The following is a 20,972-nucleotide window of genomic DNA, read 5'->3' as shown; positions in this document are numbered from 1 at the left end:
GGGTGACATGGCGGACTCGACACCCTCGCGCAGCGGACATCTACCCATCAACGGTCTGAGCCTGTACTTCGAGGTGCACGGCGAACTCGGCGGGTCCGCTCCGCTGCCCTTGCTGCTGATTCCCGGCGCGTTCATGAGCACCGAGTCGATGCCGTCCTGGGTGACCGCCTTCGCCGAACGGCGCCCGGTGATCGTCTTCGATCAGCAGGGGCACGGCCGCACCCCGGACACCGATCGTCCGATGTCGTACGTGCAGTTCGGCGACGATGCGGCGGAGTTGCTGCGGGCTCTGAACGTCGAGCGTGCGGACGTGATGGGCTATTCGCAGGGCGGCGGGGTGGCGTTGCAGGTAGCGCTCCGCCATCCGGACCTTCTCGGAAAGCTCGTCACGTTGTCGGCCACCTACCGGCAGGACGGTTGGTACGCGTCGGTGCTCGAGGGCGTCGGACATCTCGATGCCGAGGTGTTCGCCGGTTCCTCGGTCGAGAAGTCGTTCACGGAGCACACGCCCGATCCCGCGGCGTTCGCCGCCTACGTCGACAAGATGAAGGTCCTCAACATCGAGGACCAGCAGATCACGGACGAACAGATGCGGTCGATCACTGCGAACGCGATGGTGATCGTCGGCGACGCGGACGGCGTGAAACCGGAACATGCGGTGACGATGTTCCGGTTGCTCGGTGGTGGGGACGAGGAAGCAGCGACGACGGGGATGCTGCAGAAGGTTCCCCGGGCACGCCTCGTGATCCTCCCGGCGATGTCACACCTCGGCATCTCCGGAGAGGCGGACGTGCTGGTGCCAATGGTGACGGCGTTCCTCGACGACGTGCCGCCGGTGACGCCGGAGCTCTTCTGAGCGGCGGCCGGCGGACTTTCAGTCGGCGAGATAGCGGAGCATCACGGCGGTCGTGAACTGTCGTGTCTCGACCAGGCGCAGATCCACGCGCTTCTCGAGGGGCGGGAACATCGGTGTCCCTCCACCGAGCAGGACGGGTGAGACGAACACCTGGTACTCGTCGATGAGACCGTGCGGGATCAGCGACGCGGCGAGGTTCGCCCCACCGACCTCCATGACGCCGTCTCCCTCGGCCTTGAGCCTGCGCACCTCCTCCACCGCGTCGTCGCCGACGAGACGACTGTTCCAGTGGACCTCGGTGAGGGTGCGGGAGAAGACGACCTTCGGCGTGGTCGTCCACAGTTCGGCAAAGTCGCGTTCGATGGGCGAGGCGTCCTCGGGCAGGTGAGGCCAGTACTCGGCCATCAGCTCGTACATCCGCCGGCCGTGCAGCGAAAGCTCGAGCTGACGGAACCGGTCGTTGTGGAACTGGTGCAGTTCGTCGTCGGGGTCGGTCCAGTCGATATTGCCGTCGCGGTCGTTGATGTAGCCGTCGAGGGACACGCCGAAGTCGTAGATCAGTTTTCTCATGCTCCGATAGACCGCCGGCGCACCCCGAACTCATCGGCCCGGTGCGACCGTGTCGGGCTTACGGCTGGAGCAGCACGTCCAGACCACGCTTGAAGTCGTCGATGCGGCGACCGAGGGCGTGGTGACCGCCGTTGACGAGCTCGGACACCCGGACGATTCCTGCGGTATCCGCGACCTCGTTGAGGTTGCGCGACGTCCAGTACCAGGCAGCGGTGGTGAAGGCGTTCTCCGGCGCAGCGAGCAGCTCGGGGTGCGCGACGAAGTCGACGCCGATGTGCTCGCTGACCTTCTCGTAGTTGTGGCGGCCCGTGATCTGGATCGCGCCGCGACCCTTGTAGCGCTCACCGTCGCCGGGATGGGTGTTGCCGAGATCGGCACGCCCCTCGTAGGCGCGACCGGACGCGTACTCCTCGAAGGTGCGGAAGGAGTCCGATTCGACGGCCAGCTGGGCGATGAACGCCGCCTGACGGACCGGGTTGTCGATGCCGCTGCGCGCCATCGCGTCGTTCAGCGGTGCGATGAACTGCTCGACCTTCTCCGCCGGGATGCCCGGCACGATGCGAGCCAGCTCCTCGGGTGTGACGGCGGGGGGCGGCGCGGGAGTCGTCTCGGCGACGAGTTCGACCACCTCGGTCGTCTCTGCGGATTCGGCCTCTTCCTCGTCGTCGGTCACGGTCCAGCCGTCGGCGGCCAGGGCGTCGAAGTCGAGCGCCCGGAGCAGGTCGCGGGGCTCCTGGAAACGGGTCTGGGTGGGGGTGGTGGGTGCGGTGTCGGCGTGGGCGGCGGAGGTGCCGACGCCGAGCGCGGCGGTGAGGACGGCCGCGGTGGCGACCGCGGCACGGAAACGGCGCAATGATGAAACGGACAAGGGTCGTGCTCCAAGATTCGCCGAAGCTGGGTTCGGCCTTCGAACGGGGCCGCGGGCATCACCGGCGGGATCGTTACCACCGCACGGAGGGCCAACACGCGACCATCAGGTCACAACCAGGTAACGTCGCAGGTCGAGAGGTTTTCAAGCGATCGTGGCCGACGCCATCTGAACCGAAGCAAGTGAGCCACGCCATACTCGAAAGTCGATCATTGCGGCCCTCGCATTCGGCCGGCCCAGCGAGAACCTTCCGCAACGGCACCTGGCCGATCCTGTCCCTCGTCCACGGAGGATCGACGTGCTCTCACCGAATTCCCTGCGTAGCAACACCTTCGATGACACGACCGCACGCGCCGAAGGTTCGCCCCACAGATGATCGAATCGAGGCCGCGATGGGTCGCCCCCTCGAGAACAGACCAGTTCGATTCGACCGAGAAGGTGTACACCCCCGAGCCGGGTCGTAATCATTTCGTGTCCGACGACACACCTCGATAACGCGCTGCCGTGAGCAGAAGAGTCCATCCGCCTTCACGGTGCAACGGACCCGAATCGGAAGTACCGACCGGTATGTTCGCGCAGGTCGAAGACCCGACCGTTCGGTCAGGGGCGTCCATGATCAGCGCGCCGAAACGGGGTCGACGCGGCGTGTTGCGGTAGCAAGCCCCGGTTCATCGCGCGAACTGCACTGACTGGTACCGACCGCCCTGTATGCCGCGCCGAGAACTTCAGCGGTCGCGGTAATACGCCCGGATCGCGCGGCTCATCACCTTGATCTCGCGGGTCCGCTCGTGCCGCAACCGGGCATCGGACCGGGCCGCGATCCACTCGTTCTCACGCCGCAGTTTGCGATGACTCTCCACTCGCCGGGCATCGAGGTCGCCACAGTCGACGGCGGCGTGGACCGCACATCCCGGCTCGGTCTCGTGCGAACAGTCCGTAAAGCGGCAGTACTGAGCGAGCTCGTCGATCTCGGGGGAAGGCGGAACGGTGTCGACGTTCGCGGCGAGAACCTGCTCTCCCGAACGTCCCGACGCGTCGGCACGACGAATCGCGCCGGTACGCGGCAGCACCGCACAGACGGTGACCGACCCGCACGATCCGGCCGGGAGTTCCCTGGATATCGTTGTTCGCGAACCGTTCCGCGATCTGCTCGGACCAGCCGTACTCGACCAGCGGATCGGTTCCGGGTAGGACATCCGGGTGCACGGTGACTCCTGGATCATGACGAGGCGCGGGTGGTCCGCTCCGACAGATCCGATGGTGAACTCCGCACCCCGGCACTGCAATCGAATGTCCGCGTGCACCCTCAACCGCGGTGGGCCGACAACAACCAGGCCGGGAGCTTCGAGCGGCCCTTGTCGTCACGCTGCCACGCGGCAGCATCCTCGTCGCCGAGAAATGCGTGGATGAACGCCGGCCGCACGTCGTCGACGGTCCAGAACTCTGCAACCGCGTCGCGCAACTCGTCGTCCGTCACCGGATTGGGTCCCTGGCCCTCTTCAGGGAAGGCGTCCTTCGAGAAGGCAAGGACGAAGAAGAACGCACTCGGAGCAGCGGCACGAGTGACGGCGCTCAGGTAGGCGCGGCGCCGGTCCACAGGCAGCGAATGGAACAGGGTGCTGTCGACGATCGTCGCGAACCGGCCGTCGAAACCCGTGAACGAAGTGATGTCGGCGACCTGAAAGGTCGCGGTCGTCAGACCCCGCTCCGTTGCCGCGTCTCGAGCGGCCTCGATGGCGGTCGGTGACAGGTCGAGACCGACCACCGTGTAGCCCTGTGCCGCCAGGTGGAGGGAGGTCTCGGCATGTCCGCAGCCTGCGTCCAGCACGTCGCTGCGGAATCTGCCCTCGTCGATCAATCGGGCGATCTCGGGCTGGGGTTCGCCGATGTTCCACGGTACGGGGCCCGAAAACCCTTCGGCGACGCCCCGGTAGATGTCGTCCCACGGGGCAACCTGGCCGTCCTCGGTCATGGATCCGACGGTACGCCCGCCGTCGGATCCACCGCACCGATTACGAATTCGACACCGGTAACCGGTTCACTCGACCGGGTTCGTGAGGAAGGATCGACAAGCGCCACCGCTCGAGAGGGGAACTCACTCGTGACCGAAACTGCCGCATCTGCACCCGCCGGCCCCGGCCGGGAACGTCAGGGGGTCGTGTACCGCAATGGAGCGTTGGGCCGGCGTCCGGCCGTTCCGACGTCCTTCGGCGACCTCGAACGCGCCGCCCGACGTGCGAGTTCGAAGCGGGCCTGGGCGTATGTCGCGGGCGGTGCCGGTGAGGGACGCACCATGCGCAACAATCGGCGCGCGTTCGACCGGTGGGCGTTCGTCCCGCGCATGGCCCACGGCATCACCGAACGCGACCTGCGTACGACCGTGGCGGGCACGTCGCTCTCCTCGCCGCTGCTGCTGGCCCCGATCGGGGCGGGAGCGTTGATGGCTGCCGACAGCGACCTGGCGATCGCGCGGGCGGCTGCCGCGACCGGCGTGCCGTACATCTTCTCCAACCAAGGCTGCAATTCCATGGAGGACTGTGCCGGCGCGATGGGCTCTGCGTCCCGCTGGTTCCAGCTGTACTGGAGTTCCGACGAGGATCTCGTCGACAGCCTGCTGCGACGGGCCGAAGCAGCCGGCGCCGAAGCCGTCGTCGTCACCCTCGACACGACGATGCTGGGGTGGCGTCCGCAGGACCTGAATCTCGGGTCGCTGCCGTTCGCACGTGGCGAGGGCATCGCACAGTACACCTCGGATCCCCGCTTCCTCGACATCGTCCGGGAGCGGATCGACGCCGCCCGCGAGATGGTGACGGAGCGACCCGATGTCACACTCGGCGCGATCCGCACGCTGCTGTCGATGACCCGCAACCATCCGGGTCGACTCCTCGACAACCTCCGCTCCCCCGTGCCGCGCGCCGCCGCGGAGACCTTCCTCGACATCTACTCCAATCCGGGACTGAGCTGGGAGCATCTGGCAACGTTGCGTGATCGGACGCGACTTCCCATCGTGCTCAAGGGAATTCTGCATCCCGACGATGCGCGTCGCGCCGTGGATCTCGGAGTCGACGCCCTCGTCGTGTCGAACCACGGTGGACGCCAGGTCGACGGATCGATCGCCTCGCTCGATGCCCTGCTCGACATCCGTGCCGCGATCGGCCGGGAGCCGACCGTGCTGCTGGACAGCGGGATCCGAAGCGGTGCCGACGTCTTCGTTGCGCTCGCGCTCGGCGCGGACGCCGTGCTGCTCGGCCGGCCCTACATGTACGGATTGGCGATCGCAGGTCGACAGGGTGTCGAGGAGGTGATCCGCAACGTGATCGCCGAGTTCGACCTCACCATGGCATTGACCGGCGCCCGATCGATCGCCGACATCGACGAACGGTTCGTCCGGCCGAATCCCTCCTTCTGAGACAGGGTCAGGCCTTGCGCGCACGCACCTTGCGGTAGGGAGCCTCGTCGATGCGCGTGGTGATCTCGGCGACCATCTTGTCGTACGACTCGTTCTTACGAGCGATGCCGATGAGCCGCTTGGTGGTGCGTGCCGCGGCGCGCAGGTTCATCGGGCGCCCCTCGATTCCGTACATCAGGCGCGCCCACTCCGGCAGCAGCGACAGCATGCCGTCCTGCACGACGACGAAGGTGAACACCTTCACCGGATTGCCCCACAGGTTCGGCTTGCGGAGCGCGTGCGTCACCTCGGCGGCCGCGAGCGACAGCGACAACCAGTGGCGCTGCTCGTCGACGTACGCCTCGAGGTCGGCCCGGGTAGCGGGCAGGCGGACCGGGTCCGCGCCGACGAGTTCTGCGGCGATGTGCTGCTCGACGACGAACTTGTCCTGCTCGGCCGGGGTCAGGTCGAGGCCGAAGGCTTCCGCACCGCGCAGCAGCGCGAACGCGAGGGCGTTGTGCGTCCAGTCGATCCACGCGGGCTCGTCGGCGCGCAGCGTGGTGCCGGTGTGCGGGTCGTCCCAGACGGCGTGCGCGTGCATGCGGCGCACCGACGCAGCGGCGGCATCCGCATGGGCCTTGTCACCGAACATGACCGTGTCGAGATAGCGGCCGGTGCGCTCGTCCCGCCCCTTCGGATCGACGTACGCGGCCGACGCGTGCTCGAACAGCCGCATCATCCCGGGGTTGAGTGCCTGCAGCAGCAGACCCGCCATGCCCGCGACGCGAGAGGACGGGTCGGCGTACACCCTCCACGAGACGGAGCCGGGGCCGAAGTAGCCGTCGTCTTCACGCGGCGCGTTCTGGGCAGGGTGGGGGGTGGTTGCGGTCACGGGGGCTCCTTCAGCACCGGGGGGAGTGCATGTCGGGAGAATGTTATTTGCGTGTGCGAAGTTTCGCGCGCCGCGCGCGCCCGTCACCGCACATTCACCCCGGAAGATCACCTCGTGTCTGCAGGTACGCCAACGCCGACCGGGCGGCGTGGTAGCCGCACATGCCGTGCGCCCCGGCACCCGGCGGAGTCGCCGCCGAGCACAGGTACACCCCGGGAACGCCGGTCGCGTACGGGTCCAGTGCCGGGCGGGGCCGGAGCACGAGTTGCACCGCACTGTTGGCTCCGGTGACGATGTCCCCACCCACGTAGTTCGCGTTGTGGACCGACATCTCGGTCGTCGTCCGCACGTGCACGGCACGGATCGTGTCGCGGAAGCCCGGGGCGAACCGTTCGATCTGTGCGGTGATCGGCTCGGTCGCGTCGCCGGTGTACCCGTGCGGGACGTGCGCGTAGGCGTAGAGCGGGTTCAGGTTCCCTGCGGATCGCGACGGGTCGGCGAGGAACTGTTGGCCGACCAGGACGTAGGGACGATCGGGCATGATCCCCCGGTTCACCTGGCGTTCGGCTGCCGCCGTCTCGGCGTACGAACCGCAGACGTGGACGGTGCCGGCGCGGCGGGACGGTTCGTGCTGCCAGGGCACGGTGCCCTCGACGGCGTACTCGACCTTGAACGCCCCCGGACCGTGCTTGTACCGGCGGTAGGCGCGGGCGGTGCGGCGGGGCAGCCTGTCGCCGACGATCCGCACGGCGTCGGCGGGTGAGGTGTCGAGGAACACCAGATCGGGGTCGCCGAGTTCGTCGAGGGACTCCACGCGTACCCCGGTTTCGACGGTGCCGCCGTTCTTCTCGATCAGTGACGCCATCGCTGCGGCGATGGCGCGCGATCCGCCCTGCGCGACCGGCCACCCGTAGGCGTGCGCGGCCGTGCCCAGCGCGACGCCGATGGCCGAGGACATCGGCGAGCCGAAGGGCCGCAGGGCGTGGGCCGCCACCCCACCGAAGAGGGCGCGCGCCTCGGGTGTGGACCAGGCGCGTGCGAGCACGTCGGCGGGCATCGCGGCGAACATCCCGAATCTGGCGAGTAGCACCGGATGGACGGGCACGTGCAGCATCGGGCGCAGGAAGTCCTCGGTGATGCCGCCGAATCGTTCGGTCAGCGCGCCGAAGATCCGGCGCCACATGGACCCGTCGGTCCCGAGTTCCGCGGCGGTGTCGTCTACAGATCGATAGGCCGCGCCGCCACGTCCGCCGTCGAGCGGATGGGTGTACTGCACCTCGGGCCACGACCAGCTCAGCCCGTGTTCCGCGAGGTCGTACTCCCGGCTGAAGGGTGTGTCCACGGCCAGCGGGTGGAAGCCGCTGCATTCGTCGTGGAGCAGGCCCGGCAGGGTCAGTTCGCTGCTGCGCGTACCGCCACCGATCGTCTCTGCTGCCTCGAGCACTCGTACCCGTACGCCCTCGGAGGAGAGGACGACGGCGGCAGCGAGCCCGTTGGGCCCGCTGCCGACTATCACCGCGTCGGTCATGCTCCAACCTTGACACGATCGGGCCGGACCTGCGGGTGGAGGTAGGCCGTCCCGGCTGGTTCGTAGCCGGACATCCGCCAGGTGACGGTGTGCGGGATCGGGCCGTCGGGCAGCCACGGCTGCGCAGAGACCGCGTCCTCGATGTGATAGTGACCGCGCTCGACGACACCGAGCGCCGCGTCGATCACCTTGTAATCCAGCGTCTTCCGATGGATCGGCTGGGACTCGATCCACACGATGACGCATTCTCCCGGTTCGAACCGGCACCGTTCCTGCACCGCGCTGATGGTCTGCTCGTTGTGCAGGTGACCGTCGCCGAACTGCCAGCCCACCAGGGTCGTGCAGGTGAACTCGCCTTCGCGGATGCGGTAGTTCTCGAGCTTGTCGAGGTGCCGCATCATCAGCGACATCAGGCCGCGACCCTGGCTGTGCATGGTGCGCCATGCGACTGCCTTCTGCATGAAGATCTCGGCGACCTCCTTGCCGAACGCCCCACTCAGCTGGTCGATCTGGTTGTCGTTGAACTTGGTGAGGTTCTCGTTGAGCTTGTTCTCCGCCTCGTCACCGCGGAAGGCCCACAGGGCCGACGCCCAGTTGCCGGCGTACTGACGCATCGACGGCAGGAAGGAGACGAGGTCGGGGCGCAGGTTGCCGAGGATCGGGAACAGCAGGAAGGCGACGAGGATCGGCGCGAGGATCCAAACGGAGCTTACGTCGCCCACCCCGTAGCCGGCGCCGGCGGGGAATCCACCGAAGAGCCAGACGGCGGCGAACATGTAGAAGACGTTCCACTCGAGCGGGACCGCCAGCGGGAAGGTCGAGGTGATGAAGATGTGGAACATGACCATGCCGATGATGGCGAGCCAGGTGATCGTCGTGTTCGTCGAGAACAGCAGCACCAGCGGGACGACGAGTTCGACGACGGTGCCGCAGACGTGGGCAAGGAACCAGCTGACCTTCGACGGACGAAGATCCTGCGGGAAGTTGCGGTAGAGCGAGCGCTTGAACCGCTTCGAAGTGATCCACGGGGTGTTGCTGAGCATCGGCGGGATCACATTGGTGAAGTGGTGACCGAATTTGGAGACACCTGCGCCGAACCACACGGTGACCAGCGCGATCTTGGCGGCCAGGATCATGTCGACGTGGTTGCTGAAGATGCCGAAGAAGAACATGACGGCGACGTACTGTTCCGAGCGTGCGGCCAGGAAGACCACGCGGTCGCGCAGACCCATGACGACGATGAGGCCGACATAGGTCAGCAGCGCCCACTGCGGGAGCAACCCGACCTCGCTTCCCGGCAGGGTAGCGGTCGTGACGCCGGGTCCGAGCAGTAGGAACAGCAGCGTGGCCAGGAGCGCGAAGTAGATCGCGACATCGACGACGGTGCGATGGTCACCGCGGGTGAACGGCACCACCTTCGGCCAGGGTGGGAGCCGCAGGGTGCCGCGGCGGGTCCAGTAACGCCAGCCACCCGTGAACGGCTTGAACTTGAACGCCAGCGGGCCGGAGGACGACGCGTAGCCGGTGATCTCGAACAGGATCGTCCACACCATCAGCTTCTGGTAGACGATCGGCTCGCCCCACCAGTCGGCGAGATCGGCGAAACCCAGTCCGGGCGTGGTGAGTCCGACGACCGCCACCCCACCGAGAACGTAGAAGATCAGCTTGTACACGTAGAGCATGTGCATCTGTTTGGGGCTGCCGAAACCGTATTCGGCCCAGTGGGTCGCCAGCACCCGCATGCGCTCCATGAAGGGCATGTCGTCGTAGGTGGCCGGGTCGACCGGTGGCATGTCTGCCGTCTTGAATCCCATTGTGACTCCTGAAGGTGGGCAGGGCTCATCACCGCGAGGGGCACTCGCGTCGAGGTAGGACGAGGGATGAGGGTCAGGCGTGTTGCAATGCGCGCCTGAGTGAGGGTTTGTCGATCTTGCCGACGGGGTTCTTCGGTAGCGCGTCGAGGATGTCGATCCGCTCGGGCACCTTCGCGCGCATCAGGTGCCGCCGGCAGTGCTCGAGGAGGTCCTCGGCGGTCGTCGTCGCATCCGGGTACAGCTCCACGTAGGCGACGGGAACCTCGCCGAGGACCGGGTCGGGCCGCCCGACGACCGCGGCTTCGAGAACGTCGTCGACCGAGGTCAGGACGGTTTCGATCTCCTTGGGATAGATGTTCTCACCTCCGCGGATGATCATGTCCTTGACGCGGTCGACGATGCGCAGATAACCGTCCTCGTCCAGGAGCCCGATGTCCCCGGTGTGCAGCCAACCGTCGCGGACGGTCTCGGCGGTCGCATCGGGGCGATCGAGGTAGCCACGCATGACCGTCGGTCCCGCGATGACCACCTCCCCTGTCTCGCCGGGTGCCAGCAGTTCATCCTCCGGGGACATGATCCCGATCCGCTGTCCGGGCAGTGCCGGTCCGACCGTTCCGAGTTTGCGGACACCGTCGACGGGATTGCAGGCGGACGCACAGGTCGCTTCGGTGAGTCCGTATCCCTCGACCATGACGAAGCCGAAGCGGTCGTGGCACCGCTGCAGCAGTTCCTTCGATACCGGCGCGGCGCCGCACACCACGAACCGCAGCGACGAGGTGTCGGGGCTCACGGTGTCGGGCAACGCCGCGAGCATCGCGTAGATCGCGGGTACAGCGGAAAAGTATGTGGGACGGAGCTTTTCCACGTGGTCGAAGAACCGGGTCGCGGAGAACGACCCGATGACACTGAGCTGTCCGTGCGAACGCCAGACCGCCAGTGCACTCACCATGATCGCGTTGACGTGGAACAATGGCAGGACGAGCATGCAGTGGTCGTCGGCGGTGAGACGGAAATGCTGCGCCATCGTCGACGACATGGCCTCGGCGTTGTCGTGATCGAGCATCACGCCCTTCGGCCGTCCGGTGGACCCGCTGGTGTAGATGACCAGGCTCAATTCGTCGCCGCGCAGGGCCACAGGGTCGGGGCCGTCGCCCTCGTCGGCGAGATCGTCCACTGCGATGCTGGGTCGGCCGCCGGCCGGTGCGTCCACCGAGTGGTTGACCACCAGGACAGCGCCGGAGTCCGAGATCTGATAGGCCGCTTCGGATTCCGTGAACGCCGGATTGACGGGTGTCGCAGCAGCACCGAGACGCCACGACGCGAGCATCGCGACGAGCAGTTCGACCCGGTTCGGCAGCATGATCGCGACGATGTCGCCCGCGCCGACGCTGTGCCGCGCGAACTGTGCTGCGACAGCGCGGGTTCGGTCGTCGAGCTGAGCGTAAGTGAGTTCGAGCCTGTCGTCCCGGACCGCCGCACGAGAGCGATCCTCGGCGGGGACGTTCCAGGGGAGGAAGGGAAAGCGGGAGAAGGGCATCTACAGCTCCTCGGTCCGACGAGCACGTATCGGTTGTGATGCACGACACTATGCTGCCGGCGTGATCCAGGACACGTCCCCACGAGACCAACTTCGACGCTTCTCTTGTCGATCCTGCACAAAAATCGGGTCAGCGGCCGGACGAACGCTTCTCCTTGGGAATCAGCACGGGTCGTCCGAGCACATGACAGACGTGCAGAGCCAACTCGAGATCCAGCCGGTTGTCGGAGATCGGCCGCCCCCGTTCGTCCTCCGCCTTCTGCAGCCGGTACTTCACGGTGTTCCGGTGGAGGACGAGTTCCTCGGACGTCTGCACATAGCTTCCGCCGGTCCGCAGGAACACCCGCGTCGTGTCCCGCAACCGCTCCGCGGCCGGGCTGTCGATCGCGAGCCGCCCCAGCGTATCGGCGACGAAACGCCTGGTCGTCGCGAGATCGCGCGCCAGCACCGCCGTCGCGGACATGCCGTCCTCGCCGTAGTACACCGCTCGGCTGTGCCGAACGGTCGCGGTGCTCGCGACGATCCGCACCACCTCGGCCTGCTCGTGACTCCGCCGGAATCCCGCGACCCCGACCCCCGGCTTCCCGAACGCCACGCGCAACCCGGGGACGGCCTGCACAGCCGTCCGAAGGCGTGACACGTCGACGACCGTGCCACCGGCCGTCGTCCACAACCAGGCCGTGCGCCGATCCACCGGCACGAACAGGGGTGAGCCTCCCCCACCGGCCGCGACGGTGAGAGTCTCCGCCACCACCGCGAGCGCGGGTGTCTGGTCTGCACCCTGGGCCGGGCCTTCGATCCACACGATCGCACCGAGGTGGGTTCCGTCGAGCCGGTAACCCGTCTTCGTCGCGAACTCCTCGGTATCGAACGCACCGCCGCTTAACACCTGCTCCACCAGCGCCGACGTCACGTTCTCGGACTGCTGGACCAGCACCCGCTGCTCCTCTTCGTGCGCGTCGAGCACGACGCGCGTCATCCAGTCCACGTACTTGTGCATCCACCCGGCGAAATGATGGAGCAGCTCGAGTTTCAGGTCGGGTGCACAATCGAGCTGCTGGATCTCGGCGAACACCTGGTTGAACAGGTCGTCGGAGCCGATGTGGTACGCCCGCCGCAGGAACGCCGTGCCGCGCGAGCCTCACCGCATACTCCGTGGCCGCGGTGATCGGCTGAATGCGATCGAGCGGGATGTCGTGGCTGATCATGTGCAGGATCGTGGCGACATTGCCCTCCACACTCGCCCGCAGCATGTCCGTCAGTTCGGACTCGCCGAGATCCTCGACGACCGACTCGATCGCCGCGTCCATGCTCGCAACGATCTCGTCGGACCGCCGTTGCAGCCGCTCACCGACCACCACGACGAGTTCCTGCACCTCGACGGCACGCGCATCCTTCGGCGGAGTCCCGCGTCGGGCGTCATCGTTCATTGCACTCGTCTATCAGAAAATTCTCGTGCGCAGTGTGCGATCACCGCACCATCGCGTCCCGGAGAGTCAGCCCGCGGCTTCGTCCCGGCATGCCGCGTAGCCTCCGGCGACGAAGGTCGTCGCGGAGCAGTACACGGCCTCGGGATAGTACGGACCCATCACCGTCGCAGGATCGGTGCCGGTCGCCTGCGACGCCTGGATCGACTGCGGGTAGAAGGCCGACGACGGCAGCATGTAGCGCAGGAACAGCACCTTCTTCGGCACCGTGGTATCGCCCCACGGCAGCACGGTCACGGTCGGGTCGGCGACCGAGGGAAGGTCGGTGGGTGCAGCAATCACGTACGTGTAGTAGCCCGACGCGTCGAGCGCGGTCTCGAAGTCGCCGGCACACGCCACCACCGGATACGGCGAGACCAGATCGTTCTGACACATCGACCAGTACCGCACCTGCTGATCGGGAACCGTGACCGGCACTCCCGCACGGGTGTCGGGGAACAGTGGCGCCTTGGCCCGCACCACGACGATCCGCCCCGGCTGGTAGGTCAGCGCCGTTCCGAGATACTTGTTGTCGCCGTTGGGGAACAGGCCCGACGAACTCGCCGGGTTCACGAACACCGTCTCGGGTGTGCCACCGGGGAACGCACCGCTCGCCGCACCGGCGATGACCTGGTCGAAACCTGCCTGCGCGAACTGTGCGACGGGTCCGGTGTAGGAGTTCGGGTCGAACGGTTGCTCGCACGGCTGCCTGAGCATCGTCGCCCCACCGAGGCGCATGGTCACCTCGGGCAACGGCACGCCGCCGCTGACAGATGTGGCGTCGTCGGGCACGTACACGCGGATGATCAGGAAGCCCACCGGGGTGCTCTGCCCCTCTCGAACCCCGCGGATCTCGTTGCGCGCGTGGTCCGCCGGACCGGGTACCACGGTGGCACGCCACTTCTGCTGTGACGGAGGAAGATTCCGCGCCGCCGCATCCGCGAAGGGGTTCCCGCTGCCCGAATCCGGCACGATCATGTCGTCACGCAGCGTGTCGACGGTGTCGAAGTTCGTGCCGTAGGTGTTGAGCGAGAAGTATCGTGCGGCCGGATAGGTGCCGGACACCTCGATCGAGTCGCCCGGGCCCAGCGCATAGGGCAGCACCCAGTAGGTGGCGTTGACGTCGGGGAACGCCACGTTGAGCACCGTCTCGTTCGACATGAACCGCCACGCGCACAAGGCCGGTTCGGCGCCGGCGGCCGGGGGCACGGTGACCGTGATGCTCGCGCACAGGAACGCGATCGCGGCGACGAGGCGAGCGCGGAGGGCTCGGGATGAATTGCGGGACACGGAGGCTCCGTTCGTCGCATCCACGATAAACGCAGGTCACCGCCTGTGGAACGGATTCGGTGGACGAAGTCGTCGATTTCCCCCTCGCCGCGTCAGGCGAGGAGCGCGGCGTCGAGCACTCGGCGCGCCGCTGCGGCATCGTCGATGTGGATCGCGAACCGGCTCACGAGCGCCGGACGGCGGCGATGTTCGAAGAATGCCGGCAGCAGGGCCTCGACGGGTTCCGCGAGGACGAGGTCGAGATTGGTGCCGTCGGGACCGGGCAGGAACAGCACCTCGCCGTCCACGCCCGTCTCCGTCGGCTGGAAGCGATGGCGCGGGATGCATCGCTGCAGGTTGTCGGCATCGATATGGGCCACGACCTGATGCCCGGAGCGCAGGACCAGGCCGTCCCGCGTCAGAAGATGCGGGTTGACGACACGATCCGCGAGCCACCCCACGAGAGGAAGAAGCGAGTACACCGACACGATCAACAAGGTCCAGCGCAGCCATTCCCAGGGTACGAGTATGTGGACCACCGCGATCTCGATGACCGACGCCACAAGCCACGCGATCGGCACGCTCATCGTGCCGCGGGTGTAGCCGATCGTCGTCACCCCGGGGCCGGCGCCGACGCGACGTCCTCGTATCAGGAACCACAGTGCGCGGTAGCTTCTCAACTCCGCGCGCATCAGGGTCGCGGGCACGCGGCCGACGAGCTCGTCGAGCACCCCCGCCCACGGTATTCCGGATCGGCGTAGAACTCGGACGCGCAGTGCGCCGACGATCAGCACCAGGATCCCGAGAGGTAACTCGAAGCCGAGCCAGACCTTCAGTGCTGTCGCCGGTGTGAAGACGCCCAGCGCAGCGAGGACGGCGTTCGTACAAGCCACCGCCACGGTGAGGACGAGGGCGGCTCGGTGGGCGAGCCGGACGGTGCGCCCGGTCATGCCCGCGTTCCGTCCTGCTGCCGTCCCGACTGTGCGGCGACGCGCCGGACGAACCCGATCGCGACGGCCTGCTGGGCCGGGTCCGGAAGGAACTCGGCGAGCACCTCGGTGTTCGATTCGAGGGCAGTTGCCGCCTCGGCCGCCCACGAGCCGAGCACCTCCGCCATGATCGGGATGTCGTCGAGCAGCGCGGTCATGCCGTCGATGACGGCGGTGATCTCGTCGGCTGTCGCGGTGGGATCCTGTCCGGCGAGCGCTCCGAAGCGTCGGTAGACGGCGACCATCGCGTGCCGTTGTTCGGGGTCGTCGAGCAGGGTTCGCATGGCGTCGAGATACTCCGGCGATGCCTGCCCGGTGAGTGCGAGCATCTCCCAGCTGTCGCGTTCGCGGACGAACAGCGACCGGGTGTGCGGGTCGTCCTCGCCGTCGATGAGTTCGTCGAACGCGTCGACGATCGGTGACGGCAAGGGCGAGAGCCGGTCGCCGGCGCGGTGGCGTTCGAGGATCGCGGCGAGAGCATCACGCTTGACCTGCAGGGTCCGGATCTGGGCATCCGCCGCCTCGAGCAGCGATTCGAGGTCTGCGGTGAGGTCGGACTCGGCATCGCGGTCGGCGCCGTCGGTGAAGTGGCCGCCGAGGACGGTCGCCACCGAACCCAGTGGAACACCCGACTGGGCCAACCATCGGATGCGCAGCAGGCGCACCAGGTCGGCGAGTTCGTAGTCGCGGTATCCGTTGGGTGTCCGTAGGGGTTCGGGCATGAGCCCGAGCCGGTGGTAGTGCCGGACGGCGCGAACGGTGGTTCCTGCGGCCTGGGCCAAGTCGCTGATCCTCATGGCTTCAGCATCGACCCTGACGCTACGTCAGGGTCAAGTCGTGGATGCGGCGCGCCTCGGCTGGGAACAACCCGAGGAGGACGGAGGTTGAGTGCAGTAAGGTAGTTGACAAATCAACTACATGCCTGAGAGGGGTTACCGTGCCTGCCGTAACTGTCGACAACGTTCTCACTCTTCCCCGCGTGGAAGAGCCCGCACCCGACGCGCTCTCGCGTCCCGTCCTGTCCGTGACCACCGCACCGCGCGGCTTCGAAGGCGAAGGCTTCCCGGTTCGCCGTGCGTTCGCGGGCATCGAGACGAAGTACCTCGATCCGTTCATCCACATGGATCAGATGGGCGAGGTGAACTACGCGCCCGGCGAACCGAAAGGCACACCCTGGCATCCGCACCGCGGCTTCGAGACCGTCACCTACATGATCGACGGCATCATGCAGCACCGCGACTCCCACGGAGGCGGCGGCACCATCGGTGGCGGCGATACCCAGTGGATGACCGCCGGCAGTGGCATCCTGCACATCGAAGCACCACCGGAACATCTCGTGGTCAGCGGTGGACTGTTCCACGGCGTGCAACTGTGGGTGAACCTGCCCAAGGCCGAGAAGTTCGTCGCCCCGCGGTACCAGGACATCGGCGGCGGCGAGGTCGCCCTGCTGTCCTCGGCCGACGGTGGCGCGCTCATCCGCATGATCGCCGGAGAACTCGACGGGCGCCGCGGCCCCGGTTCGACGTACACGCCGATCACCCTGCTGCACGCGACCGTGGCACCGGGAGCGAGCGTCACCCTGCCGTGGAACCCTGAGTTCAACGCCCTGGCATACGTGCTCGCCGGTGATGGCGCGGCCGGACCGGAACACCGTCCGATCCGGACCGGACAGACCGCCGTCTTCGGCAGGGGTGAGAGCCTGACCATCTCTGCTGCCGCGACGCAGGATTCGCGCACCGACGCCCTCGAGGTGTTCGTGCTCGGAGGCAAGCCGATTCGTGAACGCGTCGTCATGGCCGGTCCGTTCGTCATGAACACCCGCGCCGAGATCATCGAGGCGATGGAGGACTTCCAGGCCGGGCGATTCGGTTCGATTCCCGCCGTGCACACCTCGGACGAGGAAGCCTGAACGGGTAGTTGCGACAACACCGAATCGTCGGCCGCGACGCCTCTACGCCAGTGCCAGCGTCACGAGCGCGACCAGCGACGGCACGCTCTGGCACAGCGACCCCACGACCCCGGCCCCGCGTGGACGGCTCATGGCCATCCGATCCGAGGCGAACAGTGCGATGCCGGCCAGGAACATGAACGAGCACGTGTAGACGACGAGGGTGCGGCCCGGCGTCTCGTGGCCGGTCCACCACAGGATCACGCCGGCGAGCGCTCCGGATCCGAGGAAGAGGTTGTAGAAGCCGACGTTGAACGCCCACATCCGCACCGGCTGGACGTCCTCGGTCGGGATGCGGAACACGTCTCGGTGGATGCTCGGACGGCGGAACAGGATCGTCTCCCACACGAAGACCAGCAGATGCACCGCGGCAGCGACCAAGGCCGCGAGTTGCGCAACGACGATCATGGCGAGACCTCCTCGGCGAATCGGATGCCATAGCGCGTAGCGATCTGCCTTAACCTGCTCGTCAGCGCGTCCTCGGGCAGGTGTTCCTCCCCCAGCGCGTCGAGGTCGGTGAAGAAACCGCTCATCCCGGTGCCGTGGCAGACGAGGAGAAAAACCGCGTCGTCGGTGAGGACCGAGAAGCTGTTCGTCGTTCCCGCCGCGATGGTGAGCGTGTCACCGGTGGCGAGTTCGCAGCCCTCACCGCCGAGGAGGACGAGGATCCGGCCGCGCAGCAGGTGGTAGGTCTTGGGCCAGGGCTCGGTGTGCAGCGGCGGTGGGCTGCCGCAGGGCGCCTCGACCAGCATGAGCTCGTAGGCGTCGCCGGTGTGTTCACCGGACGACAGCACGGTGACGACGGCATCCGGCACCGACAATCGCCTGCCCGTACCGGCACGTTGGAGATGAATCGTGGACACAACTGCGACGCTATGGATCCGGAAGCAGCCGGACCATCCCCTGAATCGGGGATGCTCCCGTCTTCCGGATCCGGCGCATACTGGGTTCATGCTCGAAGTGCGGGCGGAGCGGCTACGCCGCGAGATCCTGGCGTTCGCGGGCACCGGTGCCGGCGTCACCGCACTGCACCAGCGTGCCATCGAACTGGTCGATCGCACTGTACGCAGCGACCTGACGTGCTGGGCACTGTTCGATCCCCTGACCCCGGCATTCGGTTCGATGACCAGTGGGCGCAACCGCATTCCCTCCGAATACGAGCCATTACTCGCCGAATCGGAATGCGGTGGACACGATCCCGCGACCTTCGCAGACATCGCCCGCAGTGGACGAACGGTGGTGCGGGCCTCGGATCTACCGTCGACCGAAGTCGCCCACAGCCTTCGGCACGCTGCGGTATGGTGCCCACTCGGACTCGACCGTGAGGTGCGGGTCGTCTTCACAGTGGACGGGTTCTGTTGGGGAGCAGCGGGTTTCGTCCGTTCGGGACCGGACTTCACGGAGCGGGAGCTGGAGTTCCTGACGATGGTCGCGCCGGCGGTGGCCGTCGCGACCCGGGCGGCCGCCGTCCACACCCTGCACGCGCGCCCCGGAGCCGATCCGGGACCGGCGGTGATCGTGACGGATCCAGCGGGTCAGCCGGTCGCATCGACGGTCGCGGCGCGGGCATGGGAGGAATGGCTCGCCGGTCCCCTGCGATTGGCACTGCTGTTGCGGGCGGCAACGTTCGGGGCTCGGGCGAGTTCGACCGGAGTGTTCCGGGCGCGTATCCGCAACGACGGTGGAGGCTGGATCGTCGTCCGTGCGGCGCCGTTGAGCACCGACGGCGACGAATCCCGCACCGCGGTCACGATCGAACCCGCGGCCGGCAGCGAGCTCACAGACATGCTGTTCGCCGCGTACGCGCTGACCGCCCGCGAGTGCGAGGTGTGCACCGACGTGCTGAGCGGACTGTCGACGGCCGAGATCGCTCGGCACCGGGGCATCACGCCGAACACGGTGCACGACCACCTCAAATCCGTCTATGCGAAGACGGGATCGGGTAGTCGCGCGGAACTCGTCGCTCGGTTGGCCGGCCGGCAGGTGCCCCGGCCGTCGCTGTCGTCCCCTATCTAGCGCAGCACCACCGGGATCAGTTCGGTGGGCGCGTCGGACCCCGTGAACGCCGCGATTCGGGGCTGAGAGTCCAAGTCGTCGAGGATGGCGTGCTGGGCGGCCGGGGGCAGAGTGTGCAGGATCGAGCGCACCCGCTCCTGCCGACGCGCCACCGCCTGCCGCTCCGGCATCCCCGGCGTGGCCTGCATCTGCGGCACGATCCCCTCGACATCATCGACACCACCGGCATGATGACCCGCCTCGACGAGCGCCTGCTCGTACGCCATCGTCGCCTCGTCCTTCTCCTCCGACATCCCGATCGGACCGATCATCGTGCCGTTGAGGAACTGCTTGACCACCGGCTCATCCGAAGTCAACAACACCTCCCGCGGACCGAACATCACCAACTGCCGACGGAACAACATCCCGATATTGTCCGGCACCGTGCGCGCCAGATTGATGTTGTGCGACACGATCAGGATCGTCGCATCGATCTCCGCATTGATATCGATCAACGTCTGCGAAATATAGGTCGTGCGCACCGGATCGAGACCCGAGTCCGGCTCGTCGACCAGGATGATCTCCGGATCGAGCACCAACGCCCGCGCCAGCCCGGCGCGCTTGCGCATCCCCCCGGAGATCTCCCCGGGCAGCTTGTCCTCGGCGCCGAGCAGACCGACGAGCTCGAGCTTGCTCATCACGATCTGCCGGATCTCCGACTCGGACTTGCGGGTGTGCTCGCGCAACGGGAAGGCGACATTGTCGTAGAGGTTCATCGACCCGAACAACGCACCGTCCTGGAACAGCACCCCGAACAACTTGCGGATCTCGTAGAGCTCCTTGCTCGAGCACTGCAGGATGTCGGTGCCGTCGATGACGATCGAGCCCTCCTCCGGGCGCAGCAGACCGATCAACGACTTGAGGAACACCGACTTACCGGTACCCGACGGACCGAGCAACGCACTGACCTCACCGGCCGGCAACGTCAACGTCACGTCCTGCCAGATACGTTGCGAGCCGAAGGACTTGGTCAGCCCCTCGACGGAAACCTCGACTCCCACACTTACCTCCTGATGGACCCGGCGCGGTGCCGGGTGATGATCCATTCTGTCGATCCGCGGTGCGGTTACCGCGTGATCGGTCCTCGACGCAGTCGCCGGTACGTCGCGTACGCGGCCAGTGCGCGTCGATCGGCGGCGCCGACGTCGACTTCCCACAGCGTGCGCGCGGCCGGGTGCAGCAGCGCGCGGACGACCCGGGCCGGGATCCCGCGCTGGACCCAGTCGCGGGGACGCAGGATCTGGTCGCGGTAGCGGTCGCCGCTGGGTGTGCGTGCCAGGACCGAGGCGCAAGCGTCGTCGAAATAGTCCGTGAACTCTGTCCAGTCCTGCGGCATCCGCCGATCCGAGATGCCGTAGCGCCGGTACCACGCGCAGCTGTCCCGGTAGAGCGCCTCCTTCTCCCCCACCTCGAGGCGCCGGACGAAGACGTCGATCATCGTCACGAGCGTGTCGACGTAGGTGGCGTGCTGGAAGAAGAAGACGTCCGGGTCGAGCGCGTGGTACCGGCGGCCGAGGTCGTCCGTTCCCTTCACGTCCTCGTGCGCGAACCGGACGATCGGGCGGATGTGTCGATCGTCGTAGGCGGCGCGGACGAGCACGGGCACCGTCCGGCGATTGTGCAACCAGAGCCGGCGCGGTGTCCGCGAATGGTCCATGCCCGCCGCGATCGCCGGATGCAGCATCTGCAGCGCCACCGCGCGCGGCAGGACGAGCAGGAAACGCCGGTCGTGCAGATAGCGCCGGAGCAACCCGTCCGGGTCGATGTCGGTGTCGGGAACGGTCATGCGCCT

General features: G+C 67.1%; 20 protein-coding genes. 4 read left to right on the top strand and 16 right to left on the bottom strand.

Features of this window, described 5'->3' with window-relative positions:
- Positions 1–7: 7 nt before the first annotated feature.
- A complete protein-coding gene (locus C6Y44_RS12805) occupies positions 8–856 on the top strand; it encodes an alpha/beta fold hydrolase (protein WP_159418305.1) in 849 nt (282 codons plus the stop codon).
- Between the two features lie 18 nt (positions 857–874).
- Here the strand turns inward: C6Y44_RS12805 and C6Y44_RS12800 are convergent, their stop codons facing one another.
- From C6Y44_RS12800 to C6Y44_RS12785, 4 genes are all read right to left on the bottom strand, one after another.
- Complete coding sequence (locus tag C6Y44_RS12800; protein ID WP_120282613.1) at positions 875–1,426, bottom strand: dihydrofolate reductase family protein; 552 nt, start codon at positions 1,424–1,426, stop codon at positions 875–877.
- A 58-nt stretch (positions 1,427–1,484) separates the two neighbouring features.
- On the bottom strand, positions 1,485–2,294 hold the full coding sequence (locus tag C6Y44_RS12795; RefSeq protein WP_225623545.1) for a glycoside hydrolase family 19 protein: 810 nt from the start codon (positions 2,292–2,294) through the stop codon (positions 1,485–1,487).
- A 725-nt stretch (positions 2,295–3,019) separates the two neighbouring features.
- Positions 3,020–3,364, bottom strand: a complete 345-nt coding sequence (locus C6Y44_RS12790) for a ribosome small subunit-dependent GTPase A (protein WP_159418306.1) — start codon at positions 3,362–3,364, stop codon at positions 3,020–3,022.
- A gap of 236 nt (positions 3,365–3,600) precedes the next feature.
- A complete protein-coding gene (locus tag C6Y44_RS12785) occupies positions 3,601–4,266 on the bottom strand; it encodes a class I SAM-dependent methyltransferase (RefSeq protein WP_120282610.1) in 666 nt (221 codons plus the stop codon).
- Positions 4,267–4,395: 129 nt separating this feature from the next.
- Between C6Y44_RS12785 and C6Y44_RS12780 the strand changes: the two genes are divergently transcribed.
- Complete coding sequence (locus C6Y44_RS12780; RefSeq protein WP_159418307.1) at positions 4,396–5,703, top strand: alpha-hydroxy-acid oxidizing protein; 1,308 nt, start codon at positions 4,396–4,398, stop codon at positions 5,701–5,703.
- Positions 5,704–5,710: 7 nt separating this feature from the next.
- Here C6Y44_RS12780 and C6Y44_RS12775 read toward each other — a convergent pair whose 3' ends face one another.
- The 8 genes from C6Y44_RS12775 to C6Y44_RS12740 all read right to left on the bottom strand — a co-directional run bounded on the left by C6Y44_RS12775 (position 5,711) and on the right by C6Y44_RS12740 (position 15,974).
- Positions 5,711–6,574, bottom strand: coding sequence for an oxygenase MpaB family protein (locus tag C6Y44_RS12775; protein ID WP_159418308.1), 864 nt, complete (start codon positions 6,572–6,574; stop codon positions 5,711–5,713).
- 94 nt (positions 6,575–6,668) lie between these two features.
- Positions 6,669–8,102 carry a phytoene desaturase family protein gene (locus tag C6Y44_RS12770; protein ID WP_159418309.1) on the bottom strand — a complete coding sequence of 478 codons (1,434 nt, stop codon included), beginning with the start codon at positions 8,100–8,102 and terminating at the stop codon, positions 6,669–6,671.
- A complete protein-coding gene (locus tag C6Y44_RS12765; RefSeq protein ID WP_159418310.1) occupies positions 8,099–9,916 on the bottom strand; it encodes a DUF3556 domain-containing protein in 1,818 nt (605 codons plus the stop codon). Before C6Y44_RS12765 ends, C6Y44_RS12770 begins: the two co-directional genes overlap by 4 nt.
- 73 nt (positions 9,917–9,989) lie before the next feature.
- The gene (locus C6Y44_RS12760) at positions 9,990–11,453 is read right to left on the bottom strand and encodes a class I adenylate-forming enzyme family protein (protein WP_159418311.1); all 1,464 of its coding nucleotides are present in this window, start codon (positions 11,451–11,453) and stop codon (positions 9,990–9,992) included.
- Between the two features lie 130 nt (positions 11,454–11,583).
- Positions 11,584–12,528, bottom strand: a complete 945-nt coding sequence (locus tag C6Y44_RS12755) for a PucR family transcriptional regulator (RefSeq protein WP_225623797.1) — start codon at positions 12,526–12,528, stop codon at positions 11,584–11,586.
- Positions 12,529–12,949: 421 nt separating this feature from the next.
- Entirely contained in the window at positions 12,950–14,209 is a 1,260-nt protein-coding gene (locus tag C6Y44_RS12750) for a hypothetical protein (RefSeq protein ID WP_404817793.1), read from the bottom strand.
- A gap of 92 nt (positions 14,210–14,301) precedes the next feature.
- A complete protein-coding gene (locus C6Y44_RS12745) occupies positions 14,302–15,138 on the bottom strand; it encodes a hypothetical protein (RefSeq protein ID WP_159418313.1) in 837 nt (278 codons plus the stop codon).
- Complete coding sequence (locus tag C6Y44_RS12740; RefSeq protein ID WP_159418314.1) at positions 15,135–15,974, bottom strand: MerR family DNA-binding transcriptional regulator; 840 nt, start codon at positions 15,972–15,974, stop codon at positions 15,135–15,137. Before C6Y44_RS12740 ends, C6Y44_RS12745 begins: the two co-directional genes overlap by 4 nt.
- A 140-nt stretch (positions 15,975–16,114) precedes the next feature.
- On the opposite strand from C6Y44_RS12740, the gene C6Y44_RS12735 reads away from it, so the two are divergent.
- Positions 16,115–17,086 (top strand): pirin family protein, encoded by a 972-nt coding sequence (locus C6Y44_RS12735; RefSeq protein ID WP_159418315.1) that lies wholly within the window; start codon positions 16,115–16,117, stop codon positions 17,084–17,086.
- Between the two features lie 42 nt (positions 17,087–17,128).
- Here the strand turns inward: C6Y44_RS12735 and C6Y44_RS12730 are convergent, their stop codons facing one another.
- Both C6Y44_RS12730 and C6Y44_RS12725 read right to left on the bottom strand, forming a co-directional pair.
- Positions 17,129–17,533, bottom strand: a complete 405-nt coding sequence (locus tag C6Y44_RS12730) for a DUF1304 domain-containing protein (RefSeq protein WP_120282600.1) — start codon at positions 17,531–17,533, stop codon at positions 17,129–17,131.
- On the bottom strand, positions 17,530–17,988 hold the full coding sequence (locus C6Y44_RS12725; protein ID WP_159418316.1) for a cupin domain-containing protein: 459 nt from the start codon (positions 17,986–17,988) through the stop codon (positions 17,530–17,532). Before C6Y44_RS12725 ends, C6Y44_RS12730 begins: the two co-directional genes overlap by 4 nt.
- A gap of 88 nt (positions 17,989–18,076) precedes the next feature.
- Here C6Y44_RS12725 and C6Y44_RS12720 point away from each other — a divergent pair, with 88 nt between their 5' ends.
- The gene (locus tag C6Y44_RS12720; RefSeq protein ID WP_159418317.1) at positions 18,077–19,141 is read left to right on the top strand and encodes a helix-turn-helix transcriptional regulator; all 1,065 of its coding nucleotides are present in this window, start codon (positions 18,077–18,079) and stop codon (positions 19,139–19,141) included.
- Here the strand turns inward: C6Y44_RS12720 and C6Y44_RS12715 are convergent.
- Positions 19,138–20,226 carry an ABC transporter ATP-binding protein gene (locus tag C6Y44_RS12715; protein WP_159418318.1) on the bottom strand — a complete coding sequence of 363 codons (1,089 nt, stop codon included), beginning with the start codon at positions 20,224–20,226 and terminating at the stop codon, positions 19,138–19,140. The two genes, C6Y44_RS12720 and C6Y44_RS12715, sit on opposite strands and share 4 nt — an antisense overlap.
- Positions 20,227–20,246: 20 nt before the next feature.
- Complete coding sequence (locus C6Y44_RS12710; RefSeq protein WP_159418319.1) at positions 20,247–20,966, bottom strand: oxygenase MpaB family protein; 720 nt, start codon at positions 20,964–20,966, stop codon at positions 20,247–20,249.
- Positions 20,967–20,972 lie beyond the last annotated feature (6 nt).

It is taken from the genome of Rhodococcus rhodochrous (assembly GCF_014854695.1).
Taxonomy (GTDB): Bacteria; Actinomycetota; Actinomycetes; order Mycobacteriales; family Mycobacteriaceae; genus Rhodococcus.
This window is presented reverse-complemented; position numbering and strand designations above follow the sequence as displayed.